General features: G+C 60.1%; 12 protein-coding genes. 3 read left to right on the top strand and 9 right to left on the bottom strand.

All coding sequences use genetic code 11. From position 1 onward, the window contains the following. Both recN and ABWV42_RS02695 read left to right on the top strand, forming a co-directional pair. Positions 1-1644, top strand: a complete 1644-nt coding sequence (gene recN, locus ABWV42_RS02700; RefSeq protein ID WP_353338790.1) for a DNA repair protein RecN — start codon at positions 1-3, stop codon at positions 1642-1644. A 105-nt stretch (positions 1645-1749) separates the two neighbouring features. Further along, positions 1750-3438, top strand: coding sequence for a chloride channel protein (locus ABWV42_RS02695; RefSeq protein ID WP_353338788.1), 1689 nt, complete (start codon positions 1750-1752; stop codon positions 3436-3438). 75 nt (positions 3439-3513) lie between these two features. On the opposite strand, the gene ABWV42_RS02690 is transcribed toward ABWV42_RS02695, so the two are convergent. From ABWV42_RS02690 to ABWV42_RS02655, 8 genes are all read right to left on the bottom strand, one after another. Beyond that, a complete protein-coding gene (locus ABWV42_RS02690; RefSeq protein WP_353338787.1) occupies positions 3514-3858 on the bottom strand; it encodes a DUF427 domain-containing protein in 345 nt (114 codons plus the stop codon). A gap of 79 nt (positions 3859-3937) precedes the next feature. After that, a complete protein-coding gene (locus ABWV42_RS02685; protein ID WP_353338786.1) occupies positions 3938-5737 on the bottom strand; it encodes an aminopeptidase P family protein in 1800 nt (599 codons plus the stop codon). A 61-nt stretch (positions 5738-5798) separates the two neighbouring features. Continuing rightward, positions 5799-7673: a cobaltochelatase subunit CobT gene (gene cobT / locus ABWV42_RS02680; protein ID WP_353338785.1), complete on the bottom strand. Its 1875-nt coding sequence runs from the start codon at positions 7671-7673 to the stop codon at positions 5799-5801. Continuing rightward, complete coding sequence (locus tag ABWV42_RS02675) at positions 7670-8371, bottom strand: aspartate/glutamate racemase family protein (RefSeq protein WP_353338784.1); 702 nt, start codon at positions 8369-8371, stop codon at positions 7670-7672. The genes cobT and ABWV42_RS02675 overlap by 4 nt, the downstream gene beginning before the upstream one ends. Before the next feature lie 19 nt (positions 8372-8390). After that, the gene (gene cobS, locus ABWV42_RS02670; RefSeq protein WP_255105218.1) at positions 8391-9377 is read right to left on the bottom strand and encodes a cobaltochelatase subunit CobS; all 987 of its coding nucleotides are present in this window, start codon (positions 9375-9377) and stop codon (positions 8391-8393) included. A gap of 201 nt (positions 9378-9578) precedes the next feature. Continuing rightward, positions 9579-10193, bottom strand: a complete 615-nt coding sequence (locus tag ABWV42_RS02665) for a methyltransferase family protein (protein WP_353338783.1) — start codon at positions 10191-10193, stop codon at positions 9579-9581. Positions 10194-10301: 108 nt separating this feature from the next. After that, complete coding sequence (locus ABWV42_RS02660; protein WP_353338782.1) at positions 10302-11846, bottom strand: adenylate/guanylate cyclase domain-containing protein; 1545 nt, start codon at positions 11844-11846, stop codon at positions 10302-10304. Between the two features lie 101 nt (positions 11847-11947). Next, entirely contained in the window at positions 11948-12571 is a 624-nt protein-coding gene (locus tag ABWV42_RS02655) for a J domain-containing protein (protein WP_255105224.1), read from the bottom strand. A gap of 74 nt (positions 12572-12645) precedes the next feature. On the opposite strand from ABWV42_RS02655, the gene ABWV42_RS02650 reads away from it, so the two are divergent. Then, complete coding sequence (locus ABWV42_RS02650; protein ID WP_255105227.1) at positions 12646-12903, top strand: BolA family protein; 258 nt, start codon at positions 12646-12648, stop codon at positions 12901-12903. 3 nt (positions 12904-12906) lie between these two features. Here the strand turns inward: ABWV42_RS02650 and ABWV42_RS02645 are convergent, their stop codons facing one another. After that, the gene (locus ABWV42_RS02645) at positions 12907-13719 is read right to left on the bottom strand and encodes a DUF4177 domain-containing protein (RefSeq protein WP_353338781.1); all 813 of its coding nucleotides are present in this window, start codon (positions 13717-13719) and stop codon (positions 12907-12909) included. Positions 13720-13756: the final 37 nt, after the last annotated feature.

The raw sequence follows: 13756 nt of genomic DNA, 5'->3' as shown, positions 1-13756 counted from the left end.
ATGCTGCGTTCGCTTGATATTCGCGACATGCTGATCATTGACCGGCTGGACCTTGGGTTCCAGCCGGGTTTGAATGTGCTGACCGGGGAAACTGGGGCTGGCAAGTCGATCCTGCTGGATTCACTTGGCTTTGTTCTCGGCTGGCGAGGACGTGCCGAATTGGTGCGCTCCGGGGCCGAGCAGGGCGAGGTTGTCGCCGTGTTTGATTTGCCCGAGGGCCACGCAGCCCATGCCATCCTTGAAGAGGCGGGGTTGCCGGGTGGCGATGAGTTGTTCCTGCGCCGTGTCAACGGACGGGATGGGCGCAAGACGGCTTGGGTCAATGATCGTCGCTGTTCAGGCGAAGTGTTGCGCCGTTTGTCCGAAACGCTGATCGAACTGCATGGACAACATGATGACCGTGGCCTTCTGAACCCGCGCGGGCACCGCGACCTTCTGGATGAATTCGGCCGCCTTGAAGGTCTGCGCAGTGATACGCGTGCGGCGTGGGCCGGCGTTTCCAAGGCCCGCAAAGCCCTGAGTGCAGCGGAAGAGGCGCTGGCCGCTGCGCGTGCGGAAGAAGATTTCCTGCGTCATGCTGTTGGCGAGCTGGATCAACTTGATCCGCAACCGGGCGAAGAAGCCGACCTCGATTCCCGCCGCCGCCTGATGCAGGGCGCTGAAAAGGTGCGTGAAACAGTGACGCTGGCGCATAACGCTCTCTCTCAGGGCGCAGAGAGTGCGATGGGGGATGCGCTTCGTTGGTTGGAAAGCGCAACAGAGGGCACCGAAGGTCGCCTTGACGGGACACTGGCGGCGCTTGAGCGTTCGATGAACGAATTGGCCGAGGCCGTTGATGGCGTCGAGCGATGCCTCGAAGCACTCGATTTCAATCCGCACGAGTTGGAGCAGGTCGAGGAACGACTTTTCGCAATCCGGGCATTGGCGCGCAAACATGGTCAGGCTCCGGACGAACTGGGCGCTTTCGCCGATGACCTGCGCCAGAAACTGGCGGCGCTGGATGCGGGCGAAGGCAATATAGACGCATTAAGCAAGGCGGTGAGCGCGGCTGAGGCGACATATGAGGCAATGGCGGCCAAACTGCGTGCAGCGCGTACAGAGGCGGCACAGCGGCTTGATGTTGCGGTGTCAGAGGAGCTGGCACCGCTCAAGATGGAGCGAGCGGTCTTTACCACGCAGGTGAGCGAGGCCGAGGCCGGGCCTGATGGTACGGAAACCGTTGCCTTTACCGTTGCGACGAACCCGGGCGCGCCCGCGGGTCCACTGGCCAAGATCGCCTCTGGTGGCGAACTCAGCCGATTTCTTCTGGCGCTCAAGGTATGTCTATCGGCTGGCACCACCGGTATCACCATGATCTTTGACGAGATCGACCGTGGCGTTGGTGGGGCCACGGCCGATGCAGTTGGTCGCCGTCTTGCCGCCCTGTCTGAAGGTGGGCAGGTGCTTGTTGTCACTCACTCGCCGCAAGTGGCGGCGATCGGCGCGCATCACTGGCGCGTGGCCAAGCGGGTTGAAAACGATCAGACGCTGTCCGAGGTGACACCGCTGTCCGAGGGCGAACGCGTGGATGAAATCGCCCGCATGATCTCGGGCGACAGCATCACCGATGAAGCACGTGCCGCGGCGCGGTCGTTGCTGGGCTAACTTGCCCAAATTTTCCGTTTCGCAAGAAATCGTTACGGCCGCCCCCTTTGCCTTTTGCGGTGAAACCCCTAAAGCTGGGAGAAACCTTAGCAAAACCATTGGCTCATGGCGAAAACCACGCGATCCTTTCTGGCCCAAAGTGCCCGTGAAGCTGTCACGACCTGTCGGGGTGGATGGAAGGTTCTGGTCGAGAAAGGGCCGAGCCAGTTCCAATTCTGGCTGATCGCGCTGCTGATCGGGATAGCCGCCGGGTTTGCCGCGCTGTTCTTCCGCAAGGGCATCACCTGGCTACAGTCCACACTTTACGGCACTGAAGATGTGAACCTCCTGCACAGTTTTGCGGGAACCTTGCCTTGGTACATGCTTTTGGTGATCCCTACGGTTGGCGGCCTGGTGGTCGGGCTGATCTTGCACAGGTTCACGCCGGACGGGCGCGTGCGCTCGGTCGCTGACGTCATCGAAGGCGCGGCGTTGCTGGAGGGGCGGGTCGAAAAGAAAGAAGGTATCGCCTCGGCCTTTGCCTCACTCATTACCCTGTCTTCGGGCGGCTCGACCGGGCGGGAGGGACCTGTGGTGCACATGGCGGCGGTCATCTCGTCTTGGGTCAGTAATCGGATCAAGGCTGACGGGATCACGGGGCGCGATTTGTTGGGCTGCGCTGTGGCGGCGGCCGTGTCCGCGTCTTTCAATGCGCCGATTGCGGGTGCCCTGTTTGCTCTCGAGGTGGTTTTGCGGCACTTCGCGGTGCACGCCTTTGCCCCGATCGTGATCGCCTCTGTTGCCGGAACAGTTATCAACCGGCTGGAATTTGGGGATGTTACCGAATTTGCGCTGCCCACGTCCGGGGCCCTACAGTTCTATCAGGAGCTCCCGGCATTTCTCATGTTGGGAGGACTTTGCGGTTTTGTCGCCGTGGCCCTGATGTGGACGATCTTCTGGGCCGAGGACATGGCCACGCATATTCAGGACCGTACCCGGATGCCGCGTTGGCTGCGTCCAGCGGTGTCTGGGGCCTTGCTTGGCGTACTCGCGATATGGTTCCCGCATATTATCGGTGTCGGCTACGAAACGACCTCTGCGGCGCTGACAGGCAAGCTGGTGCTGCACGAGGCTGTAGTCTTCGCGATATTGAAGGTTATTGCCGTGTCCATCACCATGGCCGGGCGCATGGGGGGCGGCGTGTTTTCACCTGCGCTGATGGTTGGGGCGCTTACCGGGTTGGCCTTTGGTCTGATCGCGACGGGGATCTTCCCCGAGGTGTCCGGCACGGTGACCCTTTATGCTCTTGCCGGCATGGGGGCGGTGGCCGCGGCGGTTCTCGGGGCACCGATCTCGACAACGCTGATCGTGTTCGAACTGACCGGGGACTGGCAGACTGGTCTGGCCGTGATGGTGTCGGTGTCCATCTCGACAGCCCTTGGGTCGCGGTTGGTGGATCGCTCGTTCTTCCTGACGCAGCTGGAACGGCGCAATGTGCATGTCGCTGCGGGCCCCCAGGCGTACCTATTGTCCATGTTCCGTGTGGCGGGCGTGATGCGATCCAAGGATGATCCGCGAGCAGCCTCAGAGGACACCTGCTGGGAGATGATCGCGGATGGCATCTATGTCGACGGAAACGCCACGCTCGAATCCGCGATGCCGATCTTCGACAAGGCTGCCGTGCCCTTTATCCCTGTTGTCACGATAGCGGGCGAGGGGCAGCCGCCGGAACTCTGGGGGGCACTGTTCCATGTGGATGCCCTCAAGGCCTACAACCGCGCCTTGGCCGCGACGGCAGCGGAAGAGCACAGCTGAAATGAAAATTGCGCCGGTGGCACCGACGCAATACCGACGGAATACCGCCGTGATACATATGGCTGTTTTGGGCGCTTAGATACGCTCTACGGTGACGCCGTCACCCGTGTAGAAAGCCAGGTGATCCTTGATGCGCGCGACGTCTTCAATCGGAGCCTCATAGCTCCAGACGGCGTTCTTAAGTGTCTGGCTTTTGGTCACAATCGAGAAATAGCTGGCATCGCCTTTCTTGGGGCAATGGGTGCTGTGATCGCTGTCGTCCAGGAACGCCATCGCGATGTCTTCACGCGGGAAATAGATCACCGGCGGCAGGTCACCCTCGCTCAGCTCAAGCGCATTCGAGCTCTCTCCCAGAATCGCGCCCCCTGCGCGAACAGTCCAGTTTCCTTCCGCTTTGCGGATCGTGATATTGTTGCCCATGCTTGTCCCCTTAAAGTCTTGCGACATCCTTTCGGATGCGTATGACACCGATGTGTCATCCTCCCGAGCGCGTACTGTGTCACAGTGGCGCGGTCGCGCGATCCAACCACATCTGTACTTCTTTGGGAAGCCTTGGTCCCAGAACGTGACGACACGTCTCATGATAGGTGTCGATCCAAGCGCGTTCTTGGTCGGATAACAGCGATGTCTCGATCATGCGACGGTCGATCGGGCACCAGGTCAGGGTGCGGAAGCATAGGATGTCCCGGTGAGAATCACCTGTTGGCAGTGCAGGAGCATCTTCGACGACGATGAGATTCTCGATGCGGATACCGAACGCGCCGGGGCGATAGTAGCCGGGTTCGTTAGACAGGATCATTCCCGGTTTCAGGGGCACATCGCTCAGGCGGCTGAGGCGTTGCGGGCCTTCGTGGACGCAGAGATACGAGCCGACACCGTGACCGAGGCCATGGTCGAAATCCTGTCCTGCCTGCCAGAGCGGCACGCGACCGATGGCTTCGAGATGCATCCCGGCAAGGCCCTTGGGCCAACGTAGTTCGGAGATCGCGATCATGCCTTTCAGAACGCGGGTGAAGGCCTCGCGTTCGTCCTGCCCAACCGCGCCGACCGGAAGGGTGCGGGTGATATCGGTGGTGCCGTCGCGATACTGGCCGCCGCTATCGAGGACAAGAAGGTCGCCCGATGCCAGGGTGCGGTTGGTGTCTTTGGTCACGCGGTAATGGATCACGGCACCATGCGGACCGGTTCCCGAGATTGTCTCGAAACTGATGTCGAGAAGCGCGTTGGTGTCACGGCGGCACTGTTCGAGTTTTTCGACAACGTCGATTTCGGTGATGCCCGTTTCCGCGTTTTCGTCATACCAGTGCAGGAAATGGCACATGGCCGCGCCATCTCGCAGGTGGGCTTCGACGCTGCCAGCGACTTCTGCGGGATTCTTGCAGGCCTTGGGAAGCGCGCAGGGGTCATCGCCCCATTGGATCTCGATCCCGGCGGTTTCCAAGGCGTGCGCCACCTTGTAGGGGGTTGTCGCCTTGTCGAGCCGGATTGGACCCGCCATGGAAATCAGCAGTTTCAGAAGCAGGTCTGGCGCATGAACGCGGATATCCGGGCCAAGATGATCGGCCACGTCTTCGAGTTTGACCGGATCCATGAACAGATCAACGGTCGCGTCGTCATTCAGCAGGGCCATTCCGTGTGCAACGGGATTGCGGGGGATGTCTGAGCCGCGAATGTTGAGCAACCAAGCGATGCTGTCGGGTTGGCTGATCAGGGCCGCGCGATGACCTTTTTGGACGAGTTCCGAAGCAAGGCGTGCACGCTTGGAGCCATGCTCTTCACCTGCGAATTCAATGGGTTGCGTAGAGGCGCGGGCACGAGGTGGATCGGGTTGATCCTCCCAGACGCGGTCAACCATGTTGTCACATGCCACCAGGGTGATGCCGCTGCCTTGTAACTTCGCTTCGAGGGTTTCGATCTGTCCGACAGTATGCAGCCACGCGTCATAGCCGATCACACCCGTGCCCTTGACATTGTCCAGAATCCATTGCCCGAGAGACACCTCGGGCCAGTCAACGGGCGTGAAGTCATCCGCGACCTGTGCCTTGACCTGGGTGCGGTAGCGGCCATCAACGAACACGCCAGCACAGTTTGCCAATGCGATACAGTAGCCCGCGGAGCCCGTGAAACCGGTCAGCCAGGCGAGGCGCTCGTCGCGGGGGGCGACGTATTCGCCCTGATAGACATCGGCACGGGGGATGATGAAGCCGTTCAGCCCTTCGCGGGCGAGTTCCTGGCGCAGGGCTGCGAGACGGGGCGGACCTTGTTCCGGGCGCGCCAATACATTGAAATCCTGGAACACAGGCTTCCCCTTCAATCAATTTCTCAAGGGTGCCCTGTTGGAATGGGCACCGAAAGACGTATTAGCCGACTTTGCGCATTCCCAGAACGCGGGCGCGTTTGCGCGGGTCGCTGTCAAACAGGCTTGCCAGTTGTTCGGTCATGGCACCGGCCAGCTGCTCGACATCGGTGATCGTCACCGCGCGTTCATAGTAGCGGGTCACGTCGTGGCCGATACCGATGGCCAGCAGTTCGACCTGACGGCGCTTTTCGACCATGGCAATCACGTCGCGCAGGTGTTTTTCCAGATAGTTGGCTGGGTTGACCGACAGGGTCGAGTCATCCACGGGCGCACCATCCGAGATCACCATGAGGATCTTGCGCGCCTCGGGGCGGCCGATCATGCGGCGGTGTGCCCATTCCAGTGCTTCGCCGTCGATGTTCTCTTTCAAAAGGCCCTCTTTCATCATCAGGCCAAGGTTGTCGCGCGATCGGCGCCACGGGGCATCGGCCCCCTTGTAGATGATGTGGCGCAGGTCATTCAGGCGACCGGGCTGCTGGGGGCGGCCTTCGTTCAGCCATGCCTCGCGGCTTTGGCCGCCTTTCCACGCGCGGGTGGTAAAGCCGAGGATTTCGACCTTGACGTTGCAGCGTTCCAGCGTGCGGGCGAGAACGTCGGCGCAGATTGCGGCGATCGAAATCGGCCGGCCGCGCATCGAGCCGGAGTTATCGAGCAGCAGCGTCACGACGGTGTCGCGGAATTCGGTGTCTTTCTCGACCTTGAACGAAAGTGGCGTTGTCGGGTTGGCGACCACGCGGGCCAGACGGCCGGCATCGAGGATGCCTTCTTCGAGGTCGAATTCCCACGAGCGGTTCTGCTGGGCTTGAAGGCGGCGTTGCAGTTTGTTGGCAAGGCGGCTGACGGCACCTTTAAGCGGTTCAAGCTGCTGGTCGAGGTAGGCGCGCAGGCGTTCCAGTTCCACTGGCTCGGCCAGTTCCTCGGCCTTGATCTCTTCGTCGAACTCGGTGTTGAAAACACTGTAGTCCGGATCGGCTTCGGAAATCGGCTGCGGGGCAGGCGGCTCAAGCGGGGCCTCGCCGTCGGGCATCTCGACATCTTCGCCCAACTCGTCCTCGGCCATCTCGTCCATCGAGACCTGGGCCTCGGACATATCCTGCTGTTCTTCCTGCGACTGTTCCGGATTGGCCTCGGCTTCGTCGTCCTGGCTGTCGTCCTGGCCGCTGCTGTCGGGATCGGGCTGTTCTTCGGAATCCTCTTCCGCCTCGTCCTCCTGATCCTCTTCCTGATCCGGATCGTCGCCAAGCTGATCGCCATAGCCAAGGTCTTCGATGACCTTGCGGGCGAACTTGGCAAAGCCCTGCTGGTCAGACAGCAGTTCGTTCAGATCGCCAAGGGTGTCGCCAGCCTGCTGTTCGATATAGCCCTGCCAGAGTTCCATGACATTGCGGGCGGCATCGGGCAGATCGCGGCCGGTCGCAAGGTGACGAATGAGATAGCCTGCGGCGACGGGCAGGGGGGCGTCGGACGAACTCTTGATCTGGTCATAGCCCTTGCCACGGGCCTCGTGTTCGATCTTGGCGTCGATGTTGCCGGCGGTACCGGGCATGTCGCGCGCGCCCATCGCTTCGCAACGGGCGGTTTCCATCGCCTCATAGAGGTCACGCGCCATGCCCTGTTGCGGGGCATAGCGTGCGTGCATGCCGTCGTCGTGGTACTTGAGACGCAGCGCCAGCGCATCGGCGGTGCCGCGGGCCAGCAAGACCTCGTCGCGGGTCATGCGGCGCGAGACCTGCGGCAGACGCACCTGATCGCCGGAGACACCCGAAGGATCAACGGTGTAGGTCACCGACAGATCGGGTTCGTCGGCCATGACCTTGGTGGCCTCGGCCAGCGCCTTCTTGAACGGATCGGCGGGGTTGTCGTTAGTTTTTTTCATCGCGTCTTCGTCACTTCATCCAAGCTGATCCGGCCAGTCGCAAGATCCGACAGGACCGCCACATGCACATCCAGCGCATCAATTACTTTATATCCCGGTTCCTGACCGTCAAAGGCCAGATTGAGATCCGTTCCCGCAAGTACAACTGCTTCGGCGCCCAGTTCCTTTGTCATACGCCGCCCCGCATCGAGAAACATGGCGCGTTGCTCTGGCGTGCAATGGCCTGCGACTGCCATGTCTTGATAGGTTTGACCTAGTTCATCGACTTCCGCATCCAAGGCGACTGCCCGTGTTTTGACAAGCTGCCCATAAAGGCGTGTCTGCATGACAACGCGGGTTCCGAGCAGTCCCACACTCTCGATCCCTTGTTCAGAGAAGTACTTGTCGAGAGGGGCAACGGCGGAAACAAGCGGGAGCGCAGAGAGCGGTACTGTTTCGTCAAAACAGAAATGCCCACCCAAAGACGTTATCGCTGCACAATCGCATCCAGCAGCTTTCAGCCTGTCGATCAGCTTTGCGTAAACCGCCGCTTGCGGGGGCCGGTCATCTGCAAGGTTGTTGCGGATCAGCTCATGCACATCGGCGTGGACGATGGTGAGGTCTAGTGTGCCACCTTTCGCCTCTACCGCCGCAACGAGGCGCTGGTAGTAGACGACGGTCGCGGCAACGCCGATCCCACCAATCAAACCTATGTGCATGGGCTCATTCCCGAACTGATTACCCCAGGCTCACGCTTGCGGCGCTTTCCGGCAGTTCTTCGTCGAACAGGCGCTGGTAGAATTCGGCCACGGTCTGGCGTTCGAGTTCGTCGCATTTGTTGAGGAAGGTCAGGCGGAAGGCATAGCCCACGTCACGGAAGATTTCCGAGTTTTCGGCCCAGTTGATCACGGTCCGCGGCGACATCACGGTCGACAGGTCGCCGTTCATGAAGGCGGTGCGGGTGAGGTCGGCAACGGTGACCATCTGCTTGACGATCTTGCGGCCCGCTTCGGTGTTGAAATGCGGGTTCTTCGCCAGAACGATGTTGGTTTCGGCGTCGATCGAGAGATAGTTCAGCGTGGCGACCAGCGACCAGCGGTCCATCTGGGCCTGGTTGATCTGCTGGGTGCCGTGATAGAGGCCGGTGGTGTCACCAAGGCCCACGGTGTTCGCGGTGGCGAACAGGCGGAAATGCGGGTGCGGCTTGATGATCTCGTTCTGGTCCAGAAGGGTCAGCTTGCCGTCGGTTTCCAGAACGCGCTGGATCACGAACATCACGTCGGCACGGCCCGCGTCGTATTCGTCAAAGACGATGGCGACAGGGTTGCGCAGTGCCCAGGGCAGAATGCCTTCGTGGAATTCGGTGACCTGCTTGCCGTCGCGCAGTTTGATCGCGTCTTTACCGATCAGGTCGATCCGGCTGATGTGGCTGTCGAGGTTTACACGCACGGCGGGCCAGTTCAGGCGCGCGGCAACCTGTTCGATGTGGGTCGATTTACCGGTGCCGTGGTAGCCCTGGATCATCACGCGGCGGTTACGGGCAAAGCCTGCGAGAATCGCCATCGTGGTGTCCGGATCGAACTTGTAGGTCGGGTCCACTTCGGGCACACGGTCGCTGCGCTCTTCAAAACCTTTCACGGTCATGTCGGTGTCAAAACCGAATACATCGCGGACCGAAATCGTTTCGGTGGGTTTCGCGTTCATGTCGAGCGTGCCGTCAGCCATGCCTATTGTCCTTATGCCTTGCCCTGGGTGAGGGGTTCAAACCCGCACTTCGTGCCTGATCTTTGGAACGTTAGCAAGAGGAAGAGCGCGGAATGTGAACGTGACGTGGTGAATGTTCCAGAACTGGATATATAACGCGATCCCGGCATTGCAAAAGCGCCCCCGGATTGAGGACGCTTCGGGCATTTTTGCAAAGCGCGATCAGAGTGACAGGCGCAGGTCGTTGCGTGCACGCATCAGGCTGCGTTCGTCAAGAAAGCGGGGTGTTGAGCGCATGTAGTCGTGAAACGCCTGTCCGTAGCCCTTTACCAGCCAGCGTTCCTCGTTGAGGACAAAGAGGAAATAGAGGGCAAAGAGGGTGGCGGCGAAGGCAAGTGTCAGGAAAGAGCCGCTGGTGATGCCAAGGCCGACGGTGGCCAGAACCGAGGTCACGTATTGGGGGTTGCGGGAATAGGCGTACATGCCACCCGTGACGAGGCCGCCGCTCTCGCAATAGGTGTTGTCGAGGCCAAGAAAGCGATAGCCCCAAAGTGTGATGCCAAAGGCCGTGACCATGATCGGGAGACCCACGGCATAGCGCAGCCAGTGGCCCCATCCATTCACGCCGATTTCGCAGAGCGCAAAGACCACTGTCGCGCCGCAGAACAGGCGGAACAGGCCAAAGGCGAGGTGGTGGCGCCAACCATCAGAGGCGGGCCAGAGGCCAAGGTCCGGGCGTGCGAGGCTGAGCGAGAGATGACCGCCGAGGGCCAGCGCAGACAGGATTGCGGTGATGAGGGAAATCGTGTGGGCAGTGGAGAAAATGTCGAACAGCACGGCAAGAGGACTCCTTTGAATGCGCCCGGCACGGTGCCTGTGCCCGGCATCTTCAAATCGGCTAGCAAGCGGATGTAACAGTTCGTTTTCGGTTTGGTGACGCTTGCGTCACCCTGCATCTTGCGTTTTGTGCAACGCCTCGTGAACGGCCTGGGCCACCTTTTCACGCATGGTTTCGCTCATCCCTTCAAGGTCCACGACAAGTTTGTCGCCCTTGGGAACAGGGGCCGTTCCTTTTGCCTTGCGCAGAACGCGGTAGGGGGTGATGTCACGGGCAATGCCCTTGAAACGTGTCGGCTCAAGGGCTTCGGCCTCGATCAGGTCGCGGACATGGGCGTAGGTTTCATAGCTCATGACAATGCCGCCGGGTTCGGCGATGCCCTCAAGGCGGGCCGCCAGGTTCGCCTCGGCCCCGATGATGGTATAGTCCATCCGCGCGTCAGACCCGAAGTTGCCCACGTTGCAGTAGCCGGTGTTGATGCCCATGCGTGCGCGGAAGGGGTGTTCCAGTCCCTTGGCGCGCCAGACATCGTCCAGTTCGTCAAGCCGCGACTGCATTTCGAGTGCCATACGAACGCAGGCACGGGCATCTTCGGCGGTGCCATTGGTGGTTGGATCGCCAAAGAAGGCGACGATGGCGTCTCCGATGAACTTGTCGATAGTCGCGCCGTGGGCTTCGGCGATCTTGCTCATTTCGGTGAAATACTCGTTCAACAACTCGGTCAGTTCTTCCGGCTGCAAGAGTTCCGTTGTGGCGGTGAAATCCTTGATATCAGAAAAGAAAACCGTGAGTTTCTTGCGCTCGGTCGAGATGGTGACATCCTTTTCACCGGAAAAGATCGAGCGGTAGACCTGTGGCGGCAGATACTTGGAAATCTTAAGCGACACATCGGCAAGGAAGCTGTTGTTCGCGGCCAGTTCGTTGTTCATCTGGCTGAATGAGCGGGCCAGACGAAACTGCATGGCAGCGAAAACAAGGCCTGCCGTTCCGGCAAGCGCGAGGTAGGTGAGCATCCAGCGAAAGGCCCAGAGGTTGCTTGCGATCGGTTGGTTGATGGTAACGCTCTGAACGCCACGCACGTCGCCAACGGCCCAATCCTTGTGCGTGCTTTCCGGGTGGGCGTTGTGGCAATCGACGCAGGCCTGTTCCATCAGGATGGGCGTGGCCAGTGTCAGGGTATGGTCGAAGAACGTGGCGCCGCCCATGGTGACGATTTCACGGGCCTCGGGGTTGGTCCGGAAGGTTTCAAGCGCTTGGCTTTCGAATGGAGAGAGTTCGTGAGCGGTGCGGTTCATGAAGGGAAAGTCCGAGACAAACCGGTACGTGACCGCTTCCTCTGCATCGGCGACGAGTTGGCCGAGTTCAATCGAAAGCGTCGCAGGAATCGGGATGGCGCCGGGCGTATCTCGGTAATTGTGCATCGCGAGTGAATTGCCATCGTGCAGTTTGACCGGATCGACGACGTTTTCGGCATAGTAGGCGCGCACAGCCGACAGGATGGCGTTCATGCTCTGGGTCTGGCGTTCCATGTGGTTGTCGGACAGGGCGTCCATGTCCTGCCAGAGGGCCAGCGGCAGCCCGGCCAGTGCGGCCAGAACAAGGCCAAGCACCCACACGGGGCGATCAATGAAAAATCTTCCAAGCCGTTCCATGAAAGTCTCCGTCCATCCTTGTCCTAAGGGATAGGGCAGGGGCAGGTTTCAAATCAACTATACCAAAAGAAAGGGCGACCATTTGGCCGCCCTGTCGAAACTCATTTGAAGTTCCGGCTGTCCTTGATCTGGTCCCATGCCCAGACAACCTCTTGAAGCTGTTCTTCCTGGCTGCGGTCGCCGCCGTTCATATCCGGGTGCAATACCTTGATCAGCTTCTTGTAGGCCTTGCGCACCTCGGCCTTGGTCCAGGTGTCCTTGGCTTCGAGGATCTCGATCGCGCGGCGTTCCGTGGGCGGCAGACGACGGCCAGCGCCGGCACCCTTGCCGGGGTTCTGTGTCGCGTTGGCGCCAAGAACCTGATGCGGGTCTTCGATGCCGAGACGGGCCCAGGCACGGGCTTCGGGGTCGGTGAATGTCTTGGTTTCACGCTCCCACACCTTGTCTTTCGACTTCTGGGCATTCATCTCGGCTTCGGTCTTGCCGTCGAAGAAGTTCCATTTCAGGTTGTATTCGCGAACGTGTTCCTTGCAGAACCACTTGAATTCATCCAGCACGTCTGGCGCCCTTGGGGCGCGATAGAGGCCAGGTTCGTTGCACCCCTCATGTTCGCATACACGGGTCGAGGTTTCACTGGCTCCAGACATGCTGCGCCGCCCGCGCGGGTTCTTCTTCTTGGCAGAAGACACGGACATATCGAAACCGAATGGATCTTCTTTTGGCATGGACTCACCTTTTCGACTCAGGGCGCAGAGTTTAGTCTAACCGGCGGCAGATAGAAGAGGCTGAGGGTAAAAAAATGTCAGTGACACAGGAAATTCATACTCGGCTGGAAGCGGCCTTTGCGCCAAGCGAGTTGCAGGTCGTTGATGATAGTGAACGTCATCGCGGTCATGCGGGCTATCAGGAAGGTGGCGAAAGTCACTTCAATGTCAGGATTCGGTCTTCGGCCTTCGAGGGGCTGACGCGTATTGCGCGTCACAGGGCCGTTCACAAGGCGCTGGGGGCGGAACTGGTGGCGCGAATCCATGCGCTGGCGCTGGACATCGACGTCTGAGGGCTATTCGGCTGCGAGGTCGGATTTCTTGTCAGGCTTGCCCTCTCCATCGTCTGAAACGCGTCGCGCGCGCGCCAGGAGAGCGGCAGGAAGAGCATTCGGGAACGGGTCATCGCTGCCTTCGTCTTCATCTGGAACAAAGCGGGTGGAGGCTGCCGCATCTGAGACAAACGCCTCTTCTTTCGGAGCAGCTTTGGGCGCAGGCTTTTCGGGTATCGAAACAGGGTCCGTCAGCATCAAATGCCCGTCTTCGGGGGATCTTTGCCAGTCGAACTGCTCGGGCAGCTGGTCTTCTGGAAGGGTCGAATTCCAGGGGAATTGGTTAGGTGTCTCGGTTTCGGCGGTTTCGAGGGCTTCGATTTCCTCGTCTTCCGGGGGCTGATGTGGCGCAGTTTCGGCCTCCGCCGCCTCGGGAGTACGCTCTTCGGGCGGGAGAGCTGGTGTTTGCACGTCCTGCTCTGATGGCGTCTCTTCGGTGAGGTGATGTTCCGGAATTGACGGCACTGGCACCGCTGGCAACGCATGGCGGGCAACAGCCTCGGCCAGTTGTTCGAAGGGGGCCTGTAGGTCCTCTGCCTCGGCCGACGTTGAACGGCGGAATATCAGGATGGATTTGTAGGATGTCCGGCTCGACGTCAGACCGGTTCGTTCCTCGCATGGCAGCGTATCCGAGCGCCAGTATTCCCAGCCATCAGCGGCCAGTTCGTTCATCACACACTCAAGCGCATGGGCAAACCGCCCATCCGTGCCCTTTACCCCACGCGCCCGTTTTCCCCGGTCCGGGGCAGGCACAACTTTGTACTCGTAGTTCGTCATTCCGAAATCGGCTCAGTCACTTAATGACATGACTATA

Origin of the sequence: Pelagimonas sp. KU-00592-HH (genome assembly GCF_040369695.1) — a bacterium.
Classification (GTDB): Bacteria; Pseudomonadota; Alphaproteobacteria; order Rhodobacterales; family Rhodobacteraceae; genus Shimia.
Note: the sequence above shows the minus strand (reverse complement) of the source record. Positions and strands in the feature narration are given on the sequence as shown.